We start from the raw sequence: 25,247 nt of genomic DNA, 5'->3' as shown, positions 1-25,247 counted from the left end.
TGGAAGTGAGGTTAGTTATGAGGCGAAGCTTACTGGCCGTATTGATCGCGGCTATGGTGTTTATTATTTATTATTTTGGCTTGTTTAATTACATCGGCAAAAATGAAGGAACTGTCATCAGTATTTTTTCCACCCTGACAGTGATCTCCATCAGTCTGATTATTTTTACGGAGAATCGTAATCCCTCCACTACGATGTCCTGGATTTTGCTGCTGGCATTGCTGCCAGTCGTTGGACTTCCTCTTTATTTTCTGTTTGGGCAAAATGTATTCAAGCGTCGCAAGTATGATAAAAAGGCATTGCGTGACCAACAGGCTTACGACCGCATAGAAAAGGATGCTTTGCGAGTCAAACGAGATCTGACCTGCTTTACAGATGAGCAGCAGCAGTTGATGCGTTTGGCCCGCAGACTGGCCCGATCCCCGATTTATTTTGCGACAGAAACTCAAATTCTGAACAATGGGGATGAAACCTTCTCCACTTTGCTGGAAGAACTGCGCAAGGCGCAGCATCATATCCATATGGAATATTACATTTTCCGGTCGGATGATATCGGTACCAGCATTCAGAAAATTCTGATCGAAAAGGCTAAAGCGGGTGTTAAGGTTCGGTTTATGTACGATGCGGTGGGCAGTATTCAGTTATCGAAGTCATTTTTAAAGGAAATGAGAGATGCAGGAGTAGAGGTCGTTGCGTACGGCGGCGCTCGGATCTTGTTCTTCTCCAGCCGGGTAAACTATCGTAATCACCGTAAAATTGTAGTCATCGACGGTAATATCGGATTAATTGGCGGTCTAAATGTGGGAGATGAGTATCTCAGCCGCAACAAAGCCTACGGCTTTTGGCGTGATACGCATATGATTGTGAAGGGCGAAGCTGTACGGACGTTGCAGCTTATATTTCTACAAGATTGGCTTCACATGACGGGTGAGTCGGTGCTCGATAGCGAATATCTGTCTCCCAATATTGAACCAATTACGGACGGAGGCGTGCAGATTATTGCCAGTGGCCCGGATAATGAGCGGAGAGTGCTCAAAAATCTCTTTTTCTCCATGATCACGTCCGCCCGAAAATCAGTCTGGATTGCCACTCCTTATTTTATCCCGGATGAAGATATCCTGACTGCCTTACGGATGGCTGCCTTGTCCGGGTTGGACGTGCGTATTCTGTTTCCCGCTAAACCGGATAAATGGCTACCGTTCCTCGCGTCTCATTCGTACTTCCAGTCGTTACTGGAGGTTGGAGTCAAGGTATATGAATATGAGAAGGGGTTCCTCCACTCCAAGCTCCTCATCATTGACGGGGAAGTTGCGACGATCGGGACAGCCAATATGGATATGCGTAGCTTTCATTTGAATTTTGAAGTTAACGCTCTGTTAATTCAAACGCACAGTGTGCAGCAGATGGTAACAGACTACGAACGAGATTTGCACTCTGCCAGTCTGATTGTACGTGAAGAATTCATGAAAAAACGTCTGTTCAAACGTTTGATGGAATCGCTCGCGCGGCTGCTTTCACCGCTGCTGTAAGCATAAACGAATTCGCTACAGCAAGTATCCCGTAGTTAAAATGTAGTAAAGCCTAAAATATCCTGTAGACGGTATATAATATCTTTCCAAAATGTTGAATGATCCTCGTAAGCTGCTAGATCCAAACTGTATTCAGCCCCCTGATTATTCCATAGCTTATCAAAATAGGCCGCAACCTGTCGGGTCAGCTTGCTGTCCGCCGGAGCGGCCACCCACAACTCATTTTCCAGATTCAAATCATCCAGATTACGGGGGGTCAGATTGGTAGAGCCACCCCAAATGATATGCTCTCCTTGCGCCTTGGCGATATAAATCAGTTTGGTATGGAACTGCTCATGGGTGGTATGATACCAGCGAATTTGAATGTTCCCGCCCGATTTATCGGACAACTCCTGGGCAACCGGACGATTGGGGATGCCGATTTTTTCCTGACCAAACGCGTTTTGATTGGGGTCCAGCAGCAATTGGATGTTTACACCGCGGGCAGAGGCATCCAGCAGGCTGTTCAATACTTTGCGGTCAGCCAAATAAAACATGCCCATATGAATGCTGTCACCTTTCTTCGTCTGCCCGATGCCATCCAGAACCGAGGTGTACACTTTGCCCTCAGTTAGATATTTGATCCGGTAGCTGTCCTTACCCGATGGAACTTTGGGTTCGGCCTGTGGTGTATAGGCAGGAAGCTGCCCACCACCCGAGAAGTCCAACACCGCCTGCTCTGTTTGTAAAATGTCTCCGATGATAGGCCCCTTCACCTCCAGCGCTACATTGGAGTGATAGGCGCTCGCGTCGTGCACGTTGCCTGTAGAAATGAGCGCTGTCTGTTCGTTGGCAACCAATTTTCGGTGATTGGCCTTGACGTTTAACAGCTTAAGATAGGAGCGAGCCGTAACATCAGGTCCGTCACTGGCCATAAGGTTGGGAATCCAGCCTGTGCCCTGCTGCCCGAACCATTGGAAAAAGGTACGCCACACCGCCGAATAGATGGGCGTGGAGTCCCGCAACGGGTCTACATCGGTCTGCACGACTTGAATCCCTGCTCGCTTCATATTCTCCAACAAAGGATTGGGGGCAGAATTGTAGTTGGTATTGACTTCATCTGTAATGAAAAAGATAGGCATATCCGGATGAGCTTTCTTTTTGGCAATAAGATGATCGGTCATTTGTGCGCTGACTTGGGGGAAGTGCTGACCTTTATGCTTATAGTCATTGAACAGAAACAGGTCGATGACAATAAATTGTTGGGCTTCATCAATGATCCCGAGCATACGATTCAAAATTTGACCTTCATGCTGTACAGTGCTTCCATCCCCGGTGGGATAGGTCAAATCTGTCCAGAAGTTTACCTCATGGGTCGAATACTCCTGACTCTCATAAGAGACGAACGGAGGCAATGGTTTATGGGTCTGATACAGCATGATGGCAATCAGCCAGAGGATAAGTACCAGAATGGCGATTTTAAAAGCCCGACCCTTTTTCTCAGTTCTTCTTTGATATTCCGGCACAGAATGCAGCGGATCACGTGTAGTCATATGACGATCAACTCCTCAATTGAATGCTGCATTCCATTTTATCGTGCCGGAACATGCAGTTTTATGATGGGATACTGTCAAGTTATTAACGCAAGTGTGCAGGATTGACGCGGATAATAAATGGAATTAAATGGAATATAATTTACTATTCGTTGAGGACATATGTCCTTTATAGGAAGTCTGCCCTATAATTTAATATATATAAAAGTCATTTACATGGGGAGAATAACGATTTATGAGAGGAATCTTGTTTGCTTTTCTGGGAGGAGCGTGTATTACGCTACAGGGGGTAGCGAATACACGGATTAGTCAGGATATCGGTACATGGCAGGCGGCCACTGTTACTCAGCTAATAGGCTTTATTTTGGCAGCATTAGTCTGGATGTTTACAAGGGATGGCAATGTGGCTGAACTGAAACAGGTAAAGCCGATGTATCTTTGGGGCGGTGCCTTTGCAGCAATTATTATATTTAGTGAAGTCACGGCAATCCAACATATTGGGGTTACGTTCACGATCTCGGCGTTGTTGATTGCGCAGTTGTGTTTAACCTTCCTGGTAGATATTAAGGGATGGTTCGGTATAGTGAAGCAAAAGATGAAGCTGCCACAATTTATAGGTATTGGTATGATGATCGCGGGTGTAATTATTCTGAAGCTTTAAAATAGAAATTTAACTTGTAAAGAAAGCTTAGAATGAAGAGATTGAAGGTGAGCTTAGGAATGAGAGAAATTCAGGATCAAGAGCAGCTAAAATATTTTTTGCAGCTGCATGAGTTGGAATCCATACTCTACGAGCCACTACATCCTTATTTGTCGTTGCATCGTTTGGAGCAAGGGGAAAAGCTCTGTTTACAGGGGGACCCCATCGAGCATCTATATATACTGGTGCAGGGCAAGGTCAAGATTTATACCAGCTCTACAGAAGGGAAAACCCTGATCCTTTGCTTCAAAACACCGATCGAGGTTATAGGAGATGTTGAATATATTCGGAGTAGTCACGTCATCAACACAGTAGAGGCAGTGTCTCCGATCTATGTGATCGGTATTCACCACCAATGGATGAACAAATACGGCAGAGACTATGCTCCTTTGCTGCAATTTCTATTGGATATTGTCACGCGAAAGTTTTGCCTGGACTCCGACTTTTCCAGTTTCAATCTCATGTATCCGGTGGAAGTCAGGCTGGCGAGCTACCTGCTATCGGTTTCTTTTGACGAATCGAATACGGCTTTTCATGAGGAATTACGTGCATCCAGTCTGGTAGATGTGGCGAATTTGATCGGAACCAGCTATAGACATCTCAACCGTGTTATTCGCAAAATGATTGAAGATGGATGGGTTGAACGGACAAAAGGCTACATTGTCATTAGAGACAGAAAAGGTTTGAGCGAACTGGCAGGACATAATATTTATGAATCATTGTAATATGGGCTTTTATAAAAGCAGAAGAATATCAAGGATCATCAAGGGAGAGTTAACATATGTTATTAGGAATTGTATTGGCGATTATTGCAGGTGCCTTGGTCAGTCTGCAAACGATATTCAATAATAAGGTGAATGAACGGACAGGATCGTGGGCTACAACAACATTGGTGCTGGGAACAGGGTTCGTGGCTTCCTTACTCGGAAGTCTTATTTTTGAAGGGAAAAATACATTTACTTTACAGCATATGCAGCCGTGGTACTGGTTCAGTGGCATGATTGGTGTCGGTGTTGTGTTCTGTCTGGTGCAAGGAATGAAGCGACTTGGCCCGACCTATGCGATCTCCATTGTATTGACGGCGCAATTAGGTACGGCCCTGTTGTGGGATTCGTTAGGATGGCTGGGATTAGAAAAGATTCCGTTTACATTTAACAAGTTGATCGGAGTATTGGTCATTATCGGTGGTATTCTGGTATTCAAATTTGGACATGGGCGTACGAAGGAGCAAGCAGAAAGCATTTCATCTGTACCTGATTCAATGAAGGGATAGAGGAGATTGTAAATGGCCTTTATCTTGCTGGGATAGGGATCGTCCTTTCAAATAGGCATTTTGCAGAAAAGCGGCAGCTCAATTAGGAGCGGCTTTTCTGTAGAGTTTCCGAAATAACTGGTTTATTGCAAATTTTGAACATGGCCATGGGTAAGAAAAAATGTTCACGATCGTGTATATATTTTTCCATCCATGATACAATGAAAGTATCTTAAAATAGCCACTTTAAGGGTTACGATATTTGATATAAGAGACGATAAATAGATCGGTTACCGTGTTCGGGAACGGTCTTATTTGTGCTTCTTGAACTTGATACAATAAACAGAGTGACTTTGGATGAGGTGGAACATAGATGAGTAGTACAGAAAATGAAAAAGGAGCACCTGACGGTTTTAATAGATCCGGCTCTTTGTTGCCTGCCGCGAGGACAGGCGAACGGAAGATTGAGCACGTCCGCCTTTGTTTGCAAGAAGATGTGGCCGGACAAGGCATTACCAGCGGGCTGGAGCGATATGCCTTTAAGCACTGCGCTCTGCCGGAGTTGCATTTTGACGAGGTTCGTCTGGATACTACTTTTTTAGGACGAGTTGTACGAACACCACTGCTTATTAGCTCCATGACAGGCGGCAGCGCCGAGACAGGAGCAATTAATGAGCGATTAGCAGAGACAGCGGAGAGACGCGGCTGGGCATTGGGCGTCGGTTCGGTACGGGCTGCGGTGGAAAGGGAAGAACTGGCTTCAACCTTTGCGGTTCGCCGTCTGGCACCCAGTATCCCGATCCTTGCCAATCTGGGTGCGGTGCAGCTGAACTACGGATTTGGCGTGGACGATTGTCGCCGTGCAGTGGAAATTGCGGGAGCAGATATGTTGGTGCTGCATTTGAACGGATTGCAGGAGATTTTTCAACCTGAAGGGAATTTGGATTTTAGCGGTTTGCTTAAGCGCATTGAGGAGTTGTGTCGTCAGCTTTCAGTGCCTGTAGGAGTGAAGGAAGTAGGTTGGGGCATAGATGGCGAGACGGCATCGAGACTGTATGATGCGGGTGCAGCCTTTATAGATGTCGCTGGCGCAGGTGGGACAAGCTGGAGCCAAGTGGAGAAATTTCGCAATCCTGATCCTGTGCGTCGCGCGGCGGCGGAGGCGTTTGCGGATTGGGGCAACTCGACCGCTGATTGTATCGTGGAAGTCAGAGCCGCTCAGCCACATGGTGCTCTGATCGGCAGCGGTGGACTGAGAGACGGTGTCGATGCAGCGAAGGCGCTTGCTTTGGGAGCTGACATGGCAGGCTTCGGGCGTTCTTTGCTCGGTTCTGCGGTTGCCTCTAGGGAAGCGCTGGAGGCACGTTTGGAGCAGGTCGAACTGGAACTCCGCACGGTTATGTTTGGTATTGGGGTAGATGGAATAGAAGGACTCAAAGATACGACTCGACTAAGAAAGAAGGTAAACGGATGAGCGGACTTATTACATTGGTTCCGATGAATGCGGAGCAATATGATCGATTTGAACAACGCTCGCTTGCCGACTATGCGGATGAGAAAATCCAAGCAGGTACATGGACGGTAGAAGAAGCACCAGAACGTGCGGCAGAAAGTTTTGCTCGATACCTGCCACAGAGACTAGACACACCTCATGCTCACCTGTATATGTTGATGTTTTCCGATGCCGGGGGGCAGAGTCAGGAGGAAGCTGGCTACATCTGGTTCAATATTACGGACGGCGTGCAAGGAAAAGAAGCTTTTCTACTGGATATTCTTGTATACGATTCATACCAGGGGAGGGGTCTAGGCACGCTGGCGATGGAGGCTTTGGAACAGGAGGCTCGCAGACTGGGAGCTGTACGCATCGGTTTGCATGTATTTGGGCATAATGAGCGAGCTTTGCATGTATATCGCAAGTCGGGCTATCGGATTACAGATATCCAGATGAGCAAAGAAATCTAAATAGGGATATAGCAATATCCTGAATTTCATAACCGTATGCTTGCCGCGTGTATAGGTTCTCATATATAATGTGGGTTGGTAAACTAACGGATGGCATAACGCATATTTTATATAAACGGGAGTTGTTCTGATTATGGCTTTAAAAGCGGGGATTGTGGGCTTGCCGAACGTGGGCAAATCGACACTTTTTAACGCAATAACGCAGGCGGGTGCGGAATCCGCAAACTATCCATTTTGTACGATTGACCCCAATGTAGGCGTCGTTGAAGTACCAGACGAGCGGCTGGATAAGCTGACCGAACTGGTTGTGCCGAATAAAACGGTGCCAACGGCATTTGAATTTGTTGATATTGCAGGACTTGTGCGCGGTGCGAGCAAGGGCGAGGGTCTGGGTAACAAATTTCTGGCTCATATTCGTGAAGTGGATGCGATTGTACATGTGGTACGTTGCTTTGAAGATGAGAACATTACCCATGTGGACGGCAAAATTGACCCGATCAGCGACATTCAGACCATTAATTTGGAACTGATTCTGGCGGATATCGAAAGTGTAGACAAGCGTATTGAACGTTCCCGCAAAAACATGAAGGGTGGCAACAAGCAGTACACCCAAGAGGTAGAAGTGCTGGAGCGGATCAAGGAATCGCTGTATGCTGATAAACCTGCGCGTAGCTTAGAATTGTCGGATGAAGAACGGTTGATTGTACGCGATCTTCATTTGCTTACGATGAAGCCTGTACTCTACGCAGCTAATGTTAGCGAAGATGGCGTAACGGAAGCGGATAGCAATCCATATGTGCAAAAGGTACGCGATTTTGCCATAGATGAAAATGCAGAAGTGGTGCCGATCAGCGCTAAGGTAGAATCTGAAATTGCTGAGCTTGAAGGCGAAGACAAAGCGATGTTCCTCGAGGAGCTGGGATTAGCTGAATCCGGATTGAACCGTCTGATTAAAGCAGCATATCGCTTGTTGGGCCTGTATACGTATTTCACAGCAGGTGTGCAGGAAGTACGCGCTTGGACGATTCACAAAGGAACGAAGGCACCGGGTGCTGCGGGCGTAATTCATACGGATTTCGAACGCGGATTTATTCGTGCTGAGGTTGTATCCTACAACGATTTGGTCGCTGCTGGTTCGATGAACGGGGCCAAGGAACGTGGTCAGCTTCGTTTGGAAGGTAAGGAATATGTAGTGCAGGACGGAGACGTTATGCATTTCCGTTTTAATGTTTAATATATAATTTCCAGAATACAATACTCGATTCGGATATATAAAAGACGATGACTTAATGTATGTGTGTTCTGAAAGGTGCTAGATTACGTGGTCGCTGCCCATATTAGGGCGGCGACTTTTTTTTATTGTTTTGCATGTTGTGTGGATTTTTGCAAAATCCTAAATTAGTCAGTATTTCTTGTAGCTAATTCATGAATTAGTTGGTATAATAAAGAGCTGTAGCCAGTGGAATTGGAGCTGGTTTCATATTAATTTAACTGAAGAGGTGAATCGCTTGTTGGACCGATTGCAATCATTGGCGGACCGCTACGATAAACTGAGCGAACTGCTCTGCGATCCGGATGTAGCGAACGATAGCAAAAAACTTAGAGATTATTCCAAAGAACAGTCTGATTTACAGCCTGCTTATGAAGCATATACCGAATATAAAAATGTCGTTGAAGAGCTGGAAGCTGCTAAAACCATGCAGGGTGAAAAGCTGGACGACGAGATGCGTGAAATGGTCAAAATGGAGATTGAAGAACTGAGTGTTCGCAAGCGGGAGTTGGATGAAAAAATCCGTATTTTGCTGCTGCCGAAGGACCCGAACGATGATAAGAACGTTATTATTGAGATTCGTGGTGCAGCGGGTGGTGACGAAGCGGCACTGTTCGCAGCTGACCTGTACCGGATGTACACTCGTTATGCCGATACCCAAGGCTGGCGTGTAGAGCTGATGGACGCGAACATGAATGACCTCGGGGGCTTTAAAGAGGTTATTTTCATGATTAACGGTCGTGGTGCATACAGCAAAATGAAATTCGAAAGTGGTGCACACCGCGTACAGCGGATTCCGACGACAGAATCAGGTGGACGTATTCATACGTCGACATCTACAGTATCCGTTATGCCTGAGGCAGAAGAAGTGGATATTGAAATTTCCGACAAGGATATTCGCGTGGATACATTCTGTTCCAGCGGTGCGGGCGGACAGTCCGTTAATACGACCAAGTCGGCGGTGCGTGTAACGCATATGCCAACAGGTATTATGGCAACCTGTCAGGACGGCAAATCCCAGAACTCCAACAAGGAGAAGGCGCTGCAAGTTTTGCGTGCCCGTATTTCGGATATGCTGCGTCAGGAAGAGGAAGCCAAATATGCAGGCGAGCGTAAGAGCAAAGTAGGTACCGGAGACCGCAGTGAGCGTATACGTACCTACAACTTCCCACAAAGCCGTGTAACGGATCACCGTATTGGACTAACTATGCATAAGTTGGACCAGGTGATGAACGGGGAGATCGAAGAAATCGTATCGGCGCTCACGATTGCAGAGCAGGCTGATTTGATGGAACAAGAGGTTTAAGTTTTGGGAAACGAACGCGATTGTGTGTATCGGATGTCGCCGGAACGGAACATGAGTGTCAGAGAAGCCTTAGTTGAGGCTTCTTCTTTTTTAGGAAGCTGTGGCGTTCTGGAGCCGCAGCATAACGCCCGCTTGCTGCTGGAGCATGTACTCGGGTTGGAAGGCACGGCGTTTTACGCCGCTCTGGGTGATCCGTTCCCTTCCTCCGCCAAGGAGGCGTGGGAACGGATCATAGCCCGCAAAGCTGCGGGTGAACCGGCGCAGTATATTATCGGACGGCAGGAATTTTATGGCCGCCCGTTCATGGTTTCGCCATCGGTGCTGATTCCACGCCCCGAGACAGAACTGCTCGTCGAGGCGATACTCCAGCACGGCGATCGGCTGTGGCCAAGCGGCGCTCCGCAGGCGCTCGACATCGGCGCGGGCAGCGGTGCGATTGCCGTGACGCTGGCGGCTGAGCGACCGAGCTGGCGCGTGGCGGCAGGGGATATTTCGGCTGCCGCGTTAAAAGTTGCGGCTCATAACGCCGCTGCGAACGGCGCAGTCGTAGAATTCCGCGAGGGCGATCTGCTGACGCCATTTGCGGGAACGAGGGTGGACATTCTCGTGTCCAACCCGCCGTACATCCCGGCTGCTGACATCGCTGGCTTACAGCCAGAGGTACGCGACCATGAGCCGCGGATGGCGTTGGATGGTGGTCCTGATGGGCTCGGCCCGTATCGGGCAATGCTGGAGCAGCTCGGACTCCTTCAGACTCCGCCCCGGCTAATCGGGTTTGAACTGGGGATGGGACAGGCCAGAGACGTGGCTGGCCTGTTGGAACAGGCAGGTCATTGGAAGGACATTATAATCGTTCCTGACCTTGCAGGGATCGAACGACATGTCCTAGGCGTCTCGGAGTAGTGCTGCATTTTCTTTTTGCGAGTCTTTCCTTTAGAATAAGAGGGGTATGACCGAGAAACGGCTCAGGGGGAAATCATGCTTCAGAAATTGAAAAAAATTGACGGTCCGGTTATCTTTATTCTGGTTTTGCTCATGGCGATTAGTATCATAACGGTATACAGCGCAGGTAGGGGCCCTACGAACTTGGCAGAGCACGGCAATGACTACCAGAAGATGATTGGGTATTATATATTGGGTTTTGTGGCGATCTTGGGTTTAGCGATAGTCGATTTTCGGATATTCATTAAAAAAGCCCTGTACGTATATGGGGGCGGAATATTCCTGTTGGGTCTCGGATTTTTTGGCGGGACGGTTAACAACTCTCAGGGCTTTTTGAAAATTGGTGGCTTGAATCTTCAGCCTGCTGAAGTATTCAAGCTGGTCCTTATCATTTTTCTGACTTATATGCTGATCAAAAAGCGCAAGAGCAAGCTGTATTTTATTCAGGATGTTCTTCCAGTCGCTCTGGTGAGCTTTGTCCCGTTTGCCATGGTTATGGCACAAAATGACTTGGGTAATGCGCTCGGTTACATTGTCATCGTCATCGGTATGCTATGGATTGGTAATGTGAAGGCATCTCATGCGTTAATCGGATTCATCGTATTTGCAGTCGCTGTTGGTGGCGGGATCAAAGCTTATATTTCGTTTCACGATGAGATTGACTCCTTTATGAAGGGGATTGGCCGTAGTCACTGGGTTGAGCGTTTGGACCCTTGGTTGGTACCGGAAGAGGCAACCGCAAAGGCGTCTTATCATACCAAAAATGCCAAGCTGGCGATAGCCTCTGGCGGGATGATGGGCAAGGGCTTTTTGCAAGGAACCTCGGTACAGTCCGGGCGTGTTCCTTATACGTACGCGGATTCTATTTTTGTGGTCGTAGCGGAGGAATTTGGCTTTGTAGGCTCTTCAGTGCTGCTATTGTTATATTTTATTTTGATTCACCGCATGATCCTGATTTCGCTGGAATGCCGGGATCGCGCCGGACCGTATATTATTGTCGGGATTGTGTCCATGTTGCTGTACCAGATTTTTGAGAACATTGGTGCGTTTCTGGGCATTATGCCGCTTACGGGGATTACGCTCCCGTTCATAAGTTATGGTGGTACCTCGTTGCTTATTAACATGGCTAGTATCGGCTTGGTTATGAGTATTAAGGTGCACGGCCAAGAGCTGGAGGACGATCTGCCGCAGCCTTCCAGAGTAAGCTTGACGAAGGCGAAAAAAGCCTAGTGCAGGTGGATTTTGGCTTGAAACTGATTGGTATTTGTGTGGGTTGAAACGGTGCAACGAGAGAGTCCAGATTGTGAAATCTGGGCTTTTTTATATGCCTCGGTGAGGGTCAGAAGCTTGGTGTAGCATGATTTGAGGTGTATTGAAGAAAATCTGTAAAGTGTTCCTGAATCTTTTATAAGATTCATAGGTTTAGACTCTCCCAAACCGGACAGACTGATAGACATGATAGAGTTTGGGTTTGGGGGAGACGAAGATGAACAATTGGATCAAGCAAGCTGCAATGATACTATTTTGTATTTCGATATTAATGATGTCTTGGGAAGGTCAAAAGACGGATGCTGCTATGACCACTGGAACAAGAGGAACCTTTGCATCAGGAGTAGCTACAACAGGGCTGAATGTGATTCCACATGACTCCATTCGACTGCGTATTTTGGCCAACTCGGATCGTCCGGAGGATCAGCTGGTTAAACGCGAAATACGGGACGCTATTGTACAGCAGATGAATGCCTGGGTGGGTGAGCTGGAAAACCCGCAAAGCTTAGATCAAGCTAGATCATTGATTGGTGCTCATTTACCTGAAATTGACCGTTTGGTAGGTACGGAACTGGCTCGTCGCGGCATTGCATATGATCATCAGGTGGAACTGGCGAGCGTACCTTTCCCGACGAAAATGTACGGTGGTCTGGTCTACCCAGCAGGGAATTATGAAGCGCTTCGGGTTACGCTGGGGCAAGGAAAAGGGCAAAATTGGTGGTGCGTGCTGTTTCCTCCGCTGTGCTTTATTGATGCAGGCAGTGGGGAAGCAGCGGCACAAACAGTATCAGCAAAAACGGATCACGGAGAAAGTCGGACGAATGCCGCTGACAAGGAGCCGGAAGTACGTTTTTTTCTGTGGGATGCACTTGCGGGACTGTGTAGCTGGGTGAGTGGCTTGTTTGCCTAAACGTTGAGGAGTGTAAGTTTCCCCATATGCTATAATGGAGCTTACGATAGATATACACATGGCAGAGCCAAATAAACTGATCTTTCAAAGTAGCCTTAGAGGATCAAGCGAAATCACTGGCCTGTATATGACAATAAGATATGGGATGATCTGATATGAGTGATAAATCGAATCAAATGCAAGACTTGCGCGGAGATTTTGTGCAAAAGGAAAAATCGGAGCAAAAGCTGGACGAACAGGAAAATTGCGAGCTGAAGCAGGCATTGAGGTCTTCCCATACCCAATGGTGGGATGTAAGATGTTTGGTTCCTGTGAGCAACATTGACGGGGATGTTTCTGACGAAGTTTGGGCTGAACAGACTCGGATCGCGGCGGAAAAGGGCATACGGGAGGCCGGCGTACTCCTCCAAGCTGGAGAGACGGTAGCCTTTCCTACGGAGACCGTGTACGGCCTGGGGGCCGATGCTCGTAGTACAAAAGCGGTGGAGGCGGTATTCGCTGCCAAAGGACGTCCCTCCGATAACCCGCTCATTGTACATATTTCTAATGCTGATCAATTAGAGGGGTTGGTAGCAGAAATAAACGATACAGCCCGAGCGCTGATGAATATGTTCTGGCCGGGACCGCTGACTCTCGTATTGCCGGTAGTGCCGCAGGCACTATCATCGCGTGTGACAGCCGGGCTGGATACAGTCGGTGTGCGCATGCCGGATCATCCGATAGCGCTTCGTTTGATCGCTGAAGCGGATTGTCCACTGGCTGCGCCAAGCGCCAACCGGTCGGGAAGGCCCAGTCCCACCCTTGCACAGCATGTGCGAGAGGATCTGGAGGGCCGCATCGGCGGCATTTTAGACGGAGGTCCCACTGGGGTGGGGCTGGAGTCCACGGTGGTGCAGGCGGGTGACGACGGAACCGTCACCATCCTGCGCCCTGGCGGCGTGACGGCCGAGCAGCTCGCTGCGGTTGCTCGCGCCGTCGTGCTGGACCCGGCGTTGGCCGCTACGCCCGGGGAAGACGCAGACAGCCCGGCGCCGCGCTCGCCGGGCATGAAGTACACGCACTACGCGCCGCGAGGCCGCTTGAGCGTGGTACAAGGCCCGTCGTCCGTTGAGGTGACGGGCTGGATTCGCGCCGCGCTGGCGGAGGCTTCCGCGCGCGGGGAGCGCACGGCAGTGCTCGCGTTCGACGAGCATGCCGCCGGCTACGCCGGAGAACGCGTCTACACGCTAGGCAAGCTGGACGCGCTCCATGAGGCAGCGCAGCGCCTGTACGGCGTGCTGCGCCGCTGCGACGAGGACGGCGTCACCTACATTTTGGCGGAATCCTGTCCGCCGAAGGGATTGGGAGACGCCGTCATGAACCGCCTGCTTAAAGCGGCAGGTCACCGAATCGTCCGCTTGTAGCTTCTGTCGAATCAGAGCCTCTTATATTAAATTTTCCTCCCTCCTCGTCTCGGTATTGGGTACTTTCAGTACATGCTTGTACTGATTTGCCCCTTGTCCGCATAACGTGTACAAGAACAGACGGATAATGGAGGGATGGAGTATGCTGGCAGCCTCTGCCCATGCCGGGCAGGTTGTAACGATTCTGATCATGGCGGTAGCGCTAGGAATGGATGCGTTATCGCTGGGCGTAGGGATCGGCATGAAGGGGATACGCCTGCGAGACGTGCTGCGCATCAGTACTGTCATTGGCTTTTTTCATATTCTGATGCCATTACTGGGAATGTTCACAGGCCATTATATGAGTTCTTTATTAGGTCATGTGACGGCCTACTTCGCAGGGGGTCTACTCATCCTTTTGGGCGGGCATATGGTGTATAATTCCTTTAAAGGGGACGGCGTACAGGTATTGGATCATCGTTCGCCTTTAGGCCTTTTGCTGTTTGCACTTGGGGTGAGCGTTGACTCATTTTCTGTAGGAGTGTCACTAGGTATGTTCCAGAGTGATCTGGTGCTGTCCGTTCTGGCGTTTGGTTTTTGCGGGGGAGCAATGGCGATGCTGGGCCTGCTGCTGGGTCGCAAGGTCAGCCGTAATCTAGGAGATTATGGGGAAGCAGTGGGTGGTGCCATTTTGTTGGCATTCGGCTTTATGTTTATGTTTTGATTTTAGCGTAGACAGTGTAAAATAAGTGCAGGGTTATCGTAAAGGATTAGGATTATAGTAATCCTCTGTTTATATATTTTTTTAACATACGGGGGGTGAAAACGTTGAAGAATATCTTATTCGTATGCACAGGGAATACCTGTCGCAGTCCAATGGCTGAAGGGATGCTACGTAAGTTGGCTGCTGAGCATGGGCTAGAACTGGAAGTGCGTTCTGCGGGAGTAGCCGCGATGGAAGGCACGCCGATATCCCGACATGCAGAGGCGGTTCTACGTGATCACGATATATCCGATCAGATCACTTCAACCCCTTTGAGCGACGGGCTTGCCGGGTGGGCGCATCTGATCTTAACCTTGACGCAAGGACATAAACAGCACGTAATTCAGCGCTTTCCCCAAACGGCGGGCAAAGTATTTACACTTAAGGAATATGTGGAGAACCGGGATGCGGTGTTGAATGATGTACAGGAGTTGGATGGTTTATATGCTTCACAGCAGTTGATGGCTTCACTTGGACAAGAGCTATCGGCGCAGGAGCGTGAACGAATGATTGAATTACACCAACGGATTCCGGGCTTTGATATTTCAGATCCGTTTGGCGGTTCGCGAGAAGACTACGATGTCACAGCTGCAGAAATCCGTACGGCGCTGCACAAGCTGCTGGACAAGCTAAAGGCTTCTTCCGAATAAAATTGGTATTACTCATCTGTTTTGTACGGAATCTGTTGATTTTCGGCGGCTAATCCGTTAAGATAAGGTGGAAAAATGAGAATCCGATGTAACTGGCGACAAAAGTGGGATTAACCACGATGGAGCATCGGATATACGGCCGGTCGCCTGGGCAAAAGAGCAATTCCACATAGGTGTGGACTGCTCTTTTTTTCATATACAAGTTGAGCCAGATTGTTAGCTGAGAGTTGATTCCTTTAAAGGTTCTTCCATTTTTTCTGCTCGAAATCTGAAACATCGGCTATAATATAGTCAGATTGTGATCAGGAGAGAGTGTGTTGAACTTGGGGCATGAGACCGTGCCTAGTCTCTGAGAGACTGTTCAACCAAAGGAGGTTCCAATAGTGGGACAATTGGATCATGAGATTTCGCTGGAAGCACAGACCACTTCTGTTGTGCGGGAAATCGCAGAAGCAGCCAGTCTCAAGGCTGGCCGCCTGCTGGTTATTGGCGTTAGCACAAGTGAAGTGGCTGGAAGTCGGATTGGTACGGCGGGAGCGCTCGATGTGGCTCAGCAACTGTTGTCTGGAGTAGAGTCCGTTCGCAGGGAGTATGGCTTTGATGTGGCGTTTCAATGCTGTGAGCATTTAAACCGAGCGCTGGTCGTTGAACGGGCTGTGCTGGAGCGACTGGGACTGACGGAGGTTGCAGCTGTTCCTGTTCGTACAGCAGGAGGCTCTATGGCCACCGTCGCCTATCGTTCTATGAGTGACGCGTGTTTGGCGGCGAACGTGCAGGCCCATGCCGGGATAGACATCGGCGAAACGCTGATTGGCATGCATCTGCGACCCATTGCTGTTCCATTTCGCCCAAGTCTTCGCTGGATTGGCGAAGCACGTGTGACAGCGGCATTCACCCGTCCTCCACTTATTGGTGGACAACGGGCAGTGTATAGTCTGGAGCAAGAAGTCGGCGGAAACTGCGATTAGCATTTGGCATGGCGGCATGTTTGTACTAATCTTTTTTGCATTGATGATGAGGTACCCAACAGAGGAGCAGGCGTTTGCTTGTATACCCAACAATTGACTATGGAGAGGGAGTAATCAATCATGATGGAACACCTGCGTAAAAGTGACCCGGCAGTGATGGAAGCAATGGGACTTGAACTGAAACGACAACGCCACAATATCGAGCTAATCGCATCCGAGAACATTGTCAGTGAAGCAGTAATGGAAGCCATGGGCTCCGTGCTGACGAATAAATATGCTGAAGGTTATCCGAACAAACGCTACTATGGTGGCTGTGAGCATGTAGATATCGTTGAAGACATCGCACGTGACCGCGCAAAAGAATTGTTCGGCGCCGAGCATGCTAACGTGCAGCCTCACTCTGGAGCACAAGCCAACATGGCGGTGTATCTGGCAGCTCTCAAACCTGGAGATACTGTACTGGGTATGAATCTGGCGCATGGTGGCCATTTAACACACGGAAGTCCGGTTAACGCTTCCGGCTTGTTGTATAACTTTGCTGCTTACGGTGTACGCGAAGACAACTTCCGCATCGACTACGATGAAGTGCGCAAGGCAGCCTTTAAGCACCGCCCTCGTCTGATTGTAGCTGGCGCGAGTGCATATCCGCGTACTATTGATTTTGAAGCATTTGCTTCCATTGCCAATGATGTAGGTGCTCTGTTCATGGTGGATATGGCACATATCGCAGGTCTCGTGGCAGCGGGAATTCACCCAAGTCCAGTTCCGCATGCCCAATTTGTAACAACAACAACACACAAAACGCTGCGTGGTCCGCGCGGGGGTCTGATTCTGACTCGCAAAGCATGGGCGCAAGCGATTGATAAAGCTATTTTCCCTGGTACTCAAGGGGGGCCACTGATGCATGTGATCGCGTCCAAAGCGGTTGCTTTGGGTGAAGCGCTCCAGCCATCGTTCAAAACCTATGCGCAAAACGTAGTTCGCAACGCACAGGTGCTGGCTGAAACATTGTTGGCTGAAGGGATTAACATTGTATCCGGTGGTACGGATAACCATCTGATGCTGTTGGATACGCGCAATTTGAATATCACAGGTAAAGAAGCAGAGCATGTATTGGATTCGGTGGGCATCACGGTCAATAAAAATGCGATTCCTTTTGACCCGACCAGTCCATTCGTAACAAGCGGAATTCGTATTGGTACACCTGCTGCAACATCTCGTGGTATGGATGAAGAGGCTATGGTCAAAATCGGTAAAATCATTGCTGAAACCCTTAAAAACCCGAAAGATGATACTGTATTGTCCAAAGCAAGCCAAGCGGTTGGCGAGTTGACAGATAAGTTCCCGATTTATCCAGGAACTCAATACTAATTCATCGACATTCATAATTTTTATGTTATAGGCTGTTTTCCTTCCGTAAGCCGGAGGAGAACAGTCTTTTTTTGCTTCCGAACGACTCGAAACATACATTTTTGGGTAATAAGCGATTACAGTAAGGGTTTATGCGCGCTATCCTTCATGATCTACGACAAAGGAGTGATTGCATTGAGTCAAAGAAAATCCCCGCAATTATTGCAGCAACTCGTATTTGTAGGACCGATGGCGTTGTTTTTCGTCTTGATTATGGTCATTCCGTTCCTGCTGGGGCTGTATTATTCCATGACGAACTGGGATGGAGTATCTGAAAATATCCGATGGCTCGGACTAGGGAATTACGTTCATATTTTTAGGGATGATCCAGATTTTCGTAATGCATTCTGGTTTACGGTCCGGTTTACCGTATGTGGTGTCATTCTGACGAACCTGATTGGCTTTTTCCTAGCCTATGCACTTACCAAACCGTTGCGTACCCGTAATGCACTGCGAACTGTATTTTTTATGCCCAATATGATTGGCGGCTTGCTGCTCGGCTTTATCTGGCAATTTATATTTGTACGCGGCTTTTCTGCAGTAGGTGAGGCAACAGGGCTTTCTTTTTTTAAACTGCCGTGGCTGGGTGATGGGCCAACTGCTTTTTGGGGAACTGTCATTGTGTTTGTGTGGCAATATGCAGGTTATCTCATGGTTATTTACATATCCTCGTTAAATAATGTCCCGCATGCCCTTATTGAATCGGCACAAATCGACGGTGCGAGCCGAAGACAGATTCTGCGTCATATTGTAGTGCCACTTATTATGCCAGCGGTGACCGTCTGCTTGTTCCTGGCGATATCCTGGTCCTTTAAAGTATTTGAGTTGAATTTGGCTCTCACAAAGGGGGGGCCTTTCAAGTCGACAGAGTCTGTAGCGTTGGACATATATAATGAAGCGTTTACAAATAACCGACTTGGATTAGGGACTGCCAAAGCTATGATTTTCTTTGTGGTCGTTGCAATCATTACCAGCATTCAGGTGCGTCTCACGAAGAAAAAGGAGGTCGAAATGTAATGGGAAAAACGTCAAACTATCGTTTGGGCACATGGGCTGCTGAAATATTTCTAATTGTGATCGGGTTAATCTTTCTGGTTCCGTTTTATTTTTTGCTCGTAAACTCCGTTAAATCCTTTGGCGACATTTTGGCCCATTCCGCTTCGTGGCCGACAACCTTCCGTTTTGAAAACTATGCTAACGCCTGGAATAAAATAAATTTTCCCACAGCACTGGGGAATTCACTGATTGTCACGATCGTCAGTAATGCGCTTTTGCTACTAATCAGCTCGATGGCCGCTTACCAGATGGTTCGGCATGACACTCGTTTTAACCGGTTCCTGTTCGGTTTGCTTGTGGCTGCGATGGTAGTTCCCTTTCAATCGATTATGTTGCCGCTTATGGAAGTGTCCAACGTATTGAGCTTGAACAACAGTATACCGGGACTGATCTTATGTTATCTGGGTTTTGGAGCGCCTTTATCCGTTTTTCTTTTTCATGGCTTTATTAAAACGGTACCTATTGAGATCGAGCAGGCGGCAAGGGTGGACGGTTCATCCCGGTACGGGGTGTTCTTTCGCATCGTTTGTCCGCTGCTGCTGCCTATGTTCGTAACCGTGCTTATCTTGAATACCTTATGGATCTGGAATGACTATCTGTTGCCTTCGCTCATTTTGAATGATCCTGAGCTGCGCACCATTCCGATTGCAACCTATATGTTGTTTGGTCAGTACACCAAGCAATGGGACTTGGCGCTGCCAGCACTGGTGTTGGGGATCACGCCAATTGTTGTGTTTTTTCTGGTGATGCAAAAATACATCGTTTCTGGCATTGCAGCCGGCGCGGTCAAAGGCTGAAGGGAGAGATAATCGATGAAAAAAACAGCGTTACTTGTCATCTCCTTGATGGTGCTGCTCGCATGTACACTTGCAGGTTGTGGAAATACGAAGGCTCAACAGAGTGAGACAAAAACGATACACATTTATCAATTCAAAGTAGAGATATCGGAACCGTTAAACAAGCTGAAGGCTGAATATGAAAAGACCCATCCTGGCATCAAGCTGGATATCCAATCTGTCGGTGGTGGTACGGACTATGGTGCTTCGTTGAAGGCTAAATTCGCATCAGGCGATCAGCCGGACATTTTTACAAATGAGGGCTACCAAGACCGCGATACGTGGTTGGAGTACTTGGAGGATTTGTCGGATCAGCCATGGGTGAAGGATCTGGACGATTTCGCTCGTAAGCCGATGACAGTTAACGGTAAGATTTATGGACAGCCTATGAACCTAGAAGGATTTGGATTTGTTTATAACAAGGATTTATTTAAAAAAGCGGGCATAACCAAACTGCCTCAGACGATAGATGAACTGGAGGAAGCAGCCAAGCGACTGAAAGCGGCAGGGATTATACCTTTTGCTAACGGGTATGCGGAATGGTGGGTTCTAGGGAACCATTTTATCAATATCCCGTTTGCCAGACAGCCGAACCCGGAAAGTTATGTTGAGGATTTAAACAAAGGAACGGCTCGCATCCCCGGTAACCCCGTGTTCGATCAGTGGGTGAAGTTGCTTGACCTGACTATAAAATATGGGAACCGCAATCCGCTCACGACGGATTACAATACACAAGTGACACTGTTTTCGACAGGTAAGGCTGCTATGATGCACCAGGGGAACTGGACGCAACCGCAAATGGATGGAATTAATCCTAACTTGAATTTGGGTATTCTCCCTGCGCCTATAGACAATGATCCCTCCACAGGAGGTAGACTCGCGGTGGGAGTGGCCTCGAACTGGGTGATCAATAAAAATTCGCCTGTGAAGCAGGAGGCAAAAGAATTTCTCAATTGGTTGGTCACATCAGAAACAGGCAAACATTATATCACCAAGGAATTTAAGTTTGTTCCTGCCTTCAAAAGTATCACGTCTAGTGACGAGACGACAGGTGATCTAGGTGCAGAAATATCTCGGCATGTGAGGGAAGGCAAGATATGGAGTTGGAACTTTCAACGCTTCCCGAAAGGGCTAAATCAGGATTTAAGCAGTAGTATGCAAGCCTATATTGCAGGGGTTATCACGAAGGACGAAATGCTTCAGCAATTTCAGGGGGCGTGGGATAATTTGAAGTATAGATAAAAGAATACCGCTGCATGAGGAAGCAAAGGCTATAGCATGGGCAGGAATTTTAAAGCCAGCAGGCTTTGACGGTCAAGTGCCGTCAGGGCCTTTTTGATGTGATTTTATGTGACGAAAGTCACACGTGAAGTGGTCCTATTAAGTATTTTACATGTCATATCTTTCCCTTGACAAAAGGTTACGGTGGCAGGTGTTAAATCAATCAAGGGAATGTTATAATAAACAGGATTTACAGGCACGCATTGCATCTGTGCTTATTTGGTTTGTGCAAATAGGTTACATAGATCCTTTCGACTCAGGATAGTTCGATATACTGGCGCGAAAGAACGTGACGATAATACCGGAGGGAATATATTATGGCGAAACTGGTGGTTTGCGATCACCCTTTGATCCAACACAAGCTTACATTTATCCGCGATGTGCGGACCAACACCAAGGATTTCCGCGAGCTGGTGGATGAAGTAGCAACATTGATGGCTTATGAAATTACACGGGATATCCCGCTGGAAAGCATTACGGTGCAGACACCGGTTGCTGAGACAGAAGGTAAAGTGATTTCAGGACGTATGCTGGGTCTTATTCCGATTCTGCGTGCAGGCTTGGGTATGCTGGATGGCGTAGTAAAGCTGCTGCCTGCAGCAAAGGTAGGCCATGTGGGACTGTTCCGCGATCCTGAGACGCTGCAACCCGTAGAATACTATACGAAGCTGCCTACAGATGTAACTGAGCGCGAATTGATCGTGATTGATCCGATGCTTGCAACGGGTGGCTCGGCAATTGCGGCGATTGATGTGTTAAAAAAGAGAGGCTGTACTCAAATTAAAATGATGAATCTGATTGCTGCTCCTGAAGGAGTCAAAGCTGTGCAGGATGCACATCCTGATGTAGACATCTATGTCGCTGCATTGGACGAGCGTCTGGATGATCATGGATACATCATTCCGGGTCTTGGCGACGCGGGAGACCGCTTGTACGGAACCAAGTAGACTGCCCTTGGCGGTTCGGCAAAATCTATGGACGTTATGACAGGTCGTTTTTCTGAATAATGGAAGACCTGTGAAGCGGACATTTATTATGAAAAGGGGTTCAACAGAAAATGTCCAAAATCAAAGTGATGACAATTTTTGGTGTGCGTCCGGAAGCGATTAAGATGGCTCCTCTTATTTTGGAGCTTCAGCGTCACCCGGAGCATATCGAGTCCGTGGTATGCGTTACGGCTCAACATCGCCAGATGCTTGATCAGGTTCTGGAAGTTTTCAATATTCACCCTGACTATGATCTGGACGTAATGAAGGATCGCCAGACACTGAATGAAATCTCCATGCGGGTACTTCAAGGTCTGGAACCTGTATTGCGTGAGGCCAAGCCCGATATCGTGTTGGTTCACGGTGATACGCTGACGACTTTCCTGGCCAGCTATGCAGCTTTTATGCAGCAGATTGAAGTAGGGCATGTGGAAGCGGGTTTGCGGACGTGGAACAAGCTTTCTCCATATCCTGAAGAAATGAACCGTCAGCTCACAGGCGTGCTGTCTGATCTGCATTTCTCGCCTACTTCTTTATCGGCTGGAAATTTGCGGAAGGAAAATAAGCCTGAATCGCGAATATATGTTACAGGCAATACAGTAACTGATGTATTTCAGTATACGGTTCGCCAGGATTACGAGCACCCTGTACTGGACTGGGCTCAGGGCAAACGTCTGATTCTCATGACAGCACATCGCCGGGAATCCCAAGGGGAACCGCATCGTCAGATTTTTAATGCGGTTAAGCGAATTGCGGATGAGTTTGAGGATATCGCTATTGTTTATCCGGTTCATCCGAGTCCGGCTGTGAAGGAACCTGCATTTGAGATTTTAGGCAACCATCCGCGTATTAAGCTGATTGATCCGCTGGATGTCGTGGATCTGCACAATTTTTATCCACATACACATCTGATCCTTACGGATTCCGGTGGGCTTCAGGAAGAAGCGCCTTCGTTCGGAGTACCTGTTCTGGTGCTGCGTGATACGACTGAAAGACCAGAAGGAATTGAAGCGGGCACCTTGGAACTGGTGGGTACGAGTGAAGAGAACGTGTACAATCGGACCAAAGCACTTTTGACAGATTCCGCTTTGTACGAATCTATGAGCCAGGCAGCGAATCCTTACGGCGATGGACAAGCATCAGTAAGAATTGTCAATGCGATTTTGCACCATTATGGTGTTCAATCCGAACGCCCTGAAGAATTTCACACAATGTTCACAAAAGGTGTTCGTCCGATATAATTATTCTTTACAAGGCAAGCATACAGTTAAACTGTACGGTTACCAAGGGATACAGCAATTTAAGATGCTTTGTCGTTTGATTTTATACTTTAGGGCACTAAAATATCTCAATTGACAAAGTATCTTATATTTAAGTAAAATGGACTGGAATTGCAGGGGTGACATGGAAAAGTGGTCAAACCTTCCAAGCAAAACAACAACCGAAATAACACCGGAAATGCCTTTAAGGCTATAGGACTGGTGAGCGCGATCGGCATTGATTTGGCGATATGCACACTGGGTGGTTTCTATGCAGGAAAATGGCTTGATGCCAAACTTGGTGGCTCCGGAATTTGGATTGGCGTAAGCGTTCTCGCAGGCTTGGTTGTAGGCGCATTAAGTATTGCCCTTGTGATCGGAAAGGTACTGAGGGATAACCATGAATGAGATGACCCGTATGCAAAAAATGTTATGGATCGTAGCGCTTGGTATTATGGCTCTGTGTTTCCTGGTCTCCGCCTTCATGCCCCAACATCGTGACATTGCTCACGGAATCATTCTGGGAACGGGAGTAAGCTGTCTAAATGTGCTGTATATGGCCTACAAAATTCGACAGGTTGCGAGTGCGGCCGCCGGTGAAAGAAAGAAGAGAGTGTTTGGTATTGGCTTTGGCGTTCGATTAGGGACCTCAATTTTGGCAGTGGTGCTGGCGATAGAATTTCCGGCCTATTTCCATGAGATCGCTGTAATGGCAAGCCTGGTGACTGGGCAATTTCTTCTGTTAATTATAGGCATCATATTCGCGCTTCAGGAAAAATGATGGCTCAACTGAGAAAGGGGTGAGAAAACATGTTGCATGAATCACCGATTATCCAATTGGGCGGGTTTAACATTGACTTGTCCGTCATTATTATGCTTATTGTGACTTGTGCGATTGTATTTGGACTGGCATTTGCTGCAACGCGCAATTTGTCTGTGGACAATCCAAGCAAGCTGCAAAATTTTATGGAATGGGTCGTAGAATTCGTTCAAGGACTGATTACCAGCACGATGGATTTGAAAAAAGGGAAGCCATTCCTCTCCTTGGGGATGACGCTGATCATGTTCATTTTCGTGGGGAATATGCTGGGCTTACCGTTCGGGATTGTGACCGAATTCGATAATGCGCAAAGTGCCCAAGTATTTGGACATGAAATCATTCCAGTCAAAGAAGCATTAGAACAAGCACAGGCGTCTCACCCGGGCGAAGCTGCCCATGTAGGCATCAGCTGGTGGAAATCACCTACTGCAGATGCAGGGGTATCTATTGGACTCGCTTTGATGATCTTTGTCCTGGTTCATTTCCTGGGGATCTTCCGCAATACCAAAGCTTACTTCAAGCATTACGTTCAGCCATTTCCATTCTTTTTGCCAATTAACTTGATTGAGCAGTTCTCAAAACTGTTGACACATGGTATGCGTCTATTCGGTAATATTTTTGCCGGTGAAGTTTTGATCAGTGTTCTGCTGAAATTGACAGCACTTGGTGTAGGAGGCTGGATTGCTTCCGTATTGGGACTCGTTGTTTGGCAAGGATTCAGTATTTTTGTCGGCAGTATTCAAGCGTTCGTCTTCACGATTCTGACGTTTGTATACATTTCGCAGTCCATTGACACGCATGAAGAAGAGCATTAGACAAGCTTGTTTTCCGGTTTTTAGTTAAGTTCAGGAGTACGCTTCGCTCTTAACTGCAAATACATGTACAATACAAATACACATCACTAAGGAGGATTTTTAAAATGGGAGTTTGGGCATATATCGCAGCTGCAATCGCAGTAGGTTTGGGTGCGCTCGGCGCAGGTATTGGTAACGGTCTGATCGTAAGTAAAACAGTTGAAGGTATCGCTCGTCAGCCTGAAGCAAAAGCAACGTTGCAAACGGTAATGTTTATCGGTGTAGGTCTGGTCGAAGCCCTGCCAATCATCGGGGTCGTTCTGGCATTCATTTTCTACGCAGGTGCTTAATTGAATGGAAGCAAGGTTTG

The 25,247-nt window shown here is 47.8% G+C and carries 26 protein-coding genes and 1 riboswitch; of the genes, 25 read left to right on the top strand and 1 reads right to left on the bottom strand.

Features of this window, described 5'->3' with window-relative positions; translation table 11 throughout:
• Window positions 1-17 precede the first annotated feature (17 nt).
• On the top strand, window positions 18-1,529 hold the full coding sequence (gene cls, locus MHI21_RS23470) for a cardiolipin synthase (protein WP_023990731.1): 1,512 nt from the start codon (window positions 18-20) through the stop codon (window positions 1,527-1,529).
• 35 nt (window positions 1,530-1,564) lie between these two features.
• Here the strand turns inward: cls and MHI21_RS23465 are convergent, their stop codons facing one another.
• Window positions 1,565-3,061, bottom strand: coding sequence for a phospholipase D family protein (locus MHI21_RS23465; RefSeq protein WP_342418991.1), 1,497 nt, complete (start codon window positions 3,059-3,061; stop codon window positions 1,565-1,567).
• A gap of 235 nt (window positions 3,062-3,296) precedes the next feature.
• Between MHI21_RS23465 and MHI21_RS23460 the strand changes: the two genes are divergently transcribed.
• The 24 genes from MHI21_RS23460 (at window position 3,297) to atpE (ending at window position 25,227) form a co-directional block, all read left to right on the top strand.
• Window positions 3,297-3,722, top strand: a complete 426-nt coding sequence (locus MHI21_RS23460; RefSeq protein ID WP_039271579.1) for a DMT family transporter — start codon at window positions 3,297-3,299, stop codon at window positions 3,720-3,722.
• A gap of 59 nt (window positions 3,723-3,781) precedes the next feature.
• The gene (locus MHI21_RS23455) at window positions 3,782-4,486 is read left to right on the top strand and encodes a cyclic nucleotide-binding domain-containing protein (protein ID WP_165177763.1); all 705 of its coding nucleotides are present in this window, start codon (window positions 3,782-3,784) and stop codon (window positions 4,484-4,486) included.
• A 56-nt stretch (window positions 4,487-4,542) separates the two neighbouring features.
• Window positions 4,543-5,034, top strand: a complete 492-nt coding sequence (locus MHI21_RS23450) for a DMT family transporter (protein WP_039271577.1) — start codon at window positions 4,543-4,545, stop codon at window positions 5,032-5,034.
• 352 nt (window positions 5,035-5,386) lie between these two features.
• A complete protein-coding gene (gene fni, locus MHI21_RS23445) occupies window positions 5,387-6,487 on the top strand; it encodes a type 2 isopentenyl-diphosphate Delta-isomerase (protein WP_342418990.1) in 1,101 nt (366 codons plus the stop codon).
• Complete coding sequence (locus tag MHI21_RS23440; RefSeq protein ID WP_039271574.1) at window positions 6,484-6,975, top strand: GNAT family N-acetyltransferase; 492 nt, start codon at window positions 6,484-6,486, stop codon at window positions 6,973-6,975. The genes fni and MHI21_RS23440 overlap by 4 nt, the downstream gene beginning before the upstream one ends.
• Before the next feature lie 133 nt (window positions 6,976-7,108).
• Window positions 7,109-8,209: a redox-regulated ATPase YchF gene (gene ychF / locus MHI21_RS23435; protein ID WP_023990724.1), complete on the top strand. Its 1,101-nt coding sequence runs from the start codon at window positions 7,109-7,111 to the stop codon at window positions 8,207-8,209.
• Window positions 8,210-8,483: 274 nt separating this feature from the next.
• On the top strand, window positions 8,484-9,551 hold the full coding sequence (gene prfA, locus MHI21_RS23430) for a peptide chain release factor 1 (RefSeq protein WP_013312344.1): 1,068 nt from the start codon (window positions 8,484-8,486) through the stop codon (window positions 9,549-9,551).
• A 3-nt stretch (window positions 9,552-9,554) separates the two neighbouring features.
• Window positions 9,555-10,454, top strand: coding sequence for a peptide chain release factor N(5)-glutamine methyltransferase (gene prmC / locus MHI21_RS23425; RefSeq protein WP_342418989.1), 900 nt, complete (start codon window positions 9,555-9,557; stop codon window positions 10,452-10,454).
• A gap of 75 nt (window positions 10,455-10,529) precedes the next feature.
• The gene (locus MHI21_RS23420; RefSeq protein WP_103047396.1) at window positions 10,530-11,723 is read left to right on the top strand and encodes an FtsW/RodA/SpoVE family cell cycle protein; all 1,194 of its coding nucleotides are present in this window, start codon (window positions 10,530-10,532) and stop codon (window positions 11,721-11,723) included.
• A gap of 256 nt (window positions 11,724-11,979) precedes the next feature.
• Window positions 11,980-12,672 (top strand): stage II sporulation protein R, encoded by a 693-nt coding sequence (spoIIR, locus tag MHI21_RS23415; protein ID WP_342418988.1) that lies wholly within the window; start codon window positions 11,980-11,982, stop codon window positions 12,670-12,672.
• Between the two features lie 155 nt (window positions 12,673-12,827).
• On the top strand, window positions 12,828-14,075 hold the full coding sequence (locus tag MHI21_RS23410) for an L-threonylcarbamoyladenylate synthase (RefSeq protein ID WP_342418987.1): 1,248 nt from the start codon (window positions 12,828-12,830) through the stop codon (window positions 14,073-14,075).
• A gap of 142 nt (window positions 14,076-14,217) precedes the next feature.
• On the top strand, window positions 14,218-14,778 hold the full coding sequence (locus tag MHI21_RS23405; RefSeq protein WP_023990719.1) for a manganese efflux pump MntP family protein: 561 nt from the start codon (window positions 14,218-14,220) through the stop codon (window positions 14,776-14,778).
• Between the two features lie 104 nt (window positions 14,779-14,882).
• The gene (locus MHI21_RS23400; protein ID WP_029518516.1) at window positions 14,883-15,467 is read left to right on the top strand and encodes a low molecular weight protein arginine phosphatase; all 585 of its coding nucleotides are present in this window, start codon (window positions 14,883-14,885) and stop codon (window positions 15,465-15,467) included.
• Between the two features lie 78 nt (window positions 15,468-15,545).
• Window positions 15,546-15,627, top strand: a riboswitch (ZMP/ZTP riboswitch).
• A 220-nt stretch (window positions 15,628-15,847) separates the two neighbouring features.
• On the top strand, window positions 15,848-16,435 hold the full coding sequence (locus MHI21_RS23395; RefSeq protein WP_209947923.1) for a TIGR01440 family protein: 588 nt from the start codon (window positions 15,848-15,850) through the stop codon (window positions 16,433-16,435).
• A gap of 120 nt (window positions 16,436-16,555) precedes the next feature.
• Window positions 16,556-17,806, top strand: coding sequence for a serine hydroxymethyltransferase (glyA, locus tag MHI21_RS23390; protein WP_013312336.1), 1,251 nt, complete (start codon window positions 16,556-16,558; stop codon window positions 17,804-17,806).
• Between the two features lie 174 nt (window positions 17,807-17,980).
• Window positions 17,981-18,862, top strand: a complete 882-nt coding sequence (locus tag MHI21_RS23385; RefSeq protein ID WP_342418986.1) for a sugar ABC transporter permease — start codon at window positions 17,981-17,983, stop codon at window positions 18,860-18,862.
• A complete protein-coding gene (locus MHI21_RS23380; protein WP_342418985.1) occupies window positions 18,862-19,698 on the top strand; it encodes a carbohydrate ABC transporter permease in 837 nt (278 codons plus the stop codon). The genes MHI21_RS23385 and MHI21_RS23380 overlap by 1 nt, the downstream gene beginning before the upstream one ends.
• 15 nt (window positions 19,699-19,713) lie before the next feature.
• Window positions 19,714-20,979 (top strand): ABC transporter substrate-binding protein, encoded by a 1,266-nt coding sequence (locus MHI21_RS23375; RefSeq protein ID WP_039271557.1) that lies wholly within the window; start codon window positions 19,714-19,716, stop codon window positions 20,977-20,979.
• 356 nt (window positions 20,980-21,335) lie between these two features.
• A complete protein-coding gene (gene upp / locus MHI21_RS23370) occupies window positions 21,336-21,965 on the top strand; it encodes a uracil phosphoribosyltransferase (RefSeq protein ID WP_013312332.1) in 630 nt (209 codons plus the stop codon).
• Window positions 21,966-22,075: 110 nt separating this feature from the next.
• A complete protein-coding gene (gene wecB / locus MHI21_RS23365) occupies window positions 22,076-23,245 on the top strand; it encodes a UDP-N-acetylglucosamine 2-epimerase (non-hydrolyzing) (protein WP_023990712.1) in 1,170 nt (389 codons plus the stop codon).
• Window positions 23,246-23,416: 171 nt separating this feature from the next.
• On the top strand, window positions 23,417-23,671 hold the full coding sequence (locus MHI21_RS23360) for an AtpZ/AtpI family protein (RefSeq protein WP_023990711.1): 255 nt from the start codon (window positions 23,417-23,419) through the stop codon (window positions 23,669-23,671).
• Window positions 23,664-24,044 carry an ATP synthase subunit I gene (locus MHI21_RS23355; protein WP_013312329.1) on the top strand — a complete coding sequence of 127 codons (381 nt, stop codon included), beginning with the start codon at window positions 23,664-23,666 and terminating at the stop codon, window positions 24,042-24,044. Before MHI21_RS23360 ends, MHI21_RS23355 begins: the two co-directional genes overlap by 8 nt.
• Before the next feature lie 29 nt (window positions 24,045-24,073).
• The gene (gene atpB, locus MHI21_RS23350; RefSeq protein ID WP_028542178.1) at window positions 24,074-24,898 is read left to right on the top strand and encodes a F0F1 ATP synthase subunit A; all 825 of its coding nucleotides are present in this window, start codon (window positions 24,074-24,076) and stop codon (window positions 24,896-24,898) included.
• A gap of 104 nt (window positions 24,899-25,002) precedes the next feature.
• The gene (gene atpE, locus MHI21_RS23345) at window positions 25,003-25,227 is read left to right on the top strand and encodes a F0F1 ATP synthase subunit C (RefSeq protein WP_007432750.1); all 225 of its coding nucleotides are present in this window, start codon (window positions 25,003-25,005) and stop codon (window positions 25,225-25,227) included.
• The last annotated feature ends 20 nt before the right edge of the window (window positions 25,228-25,247 follow it).

Source organism: Paenibacillus sp. FSL H8-0168 (genome assembly GCF_038592955.1).
GTDB classification, from domain to species: Bacteria; Bacillota; Bacilli; order Paenibacillales; family Paenibacillaceae; genus Paenibacillus; species Paenibacillus polymyxa_B.
Note: the sequence above shows the minus strand (reverse complement) of the source record. Positions and strands in the feature narration are given on the sequence as shown.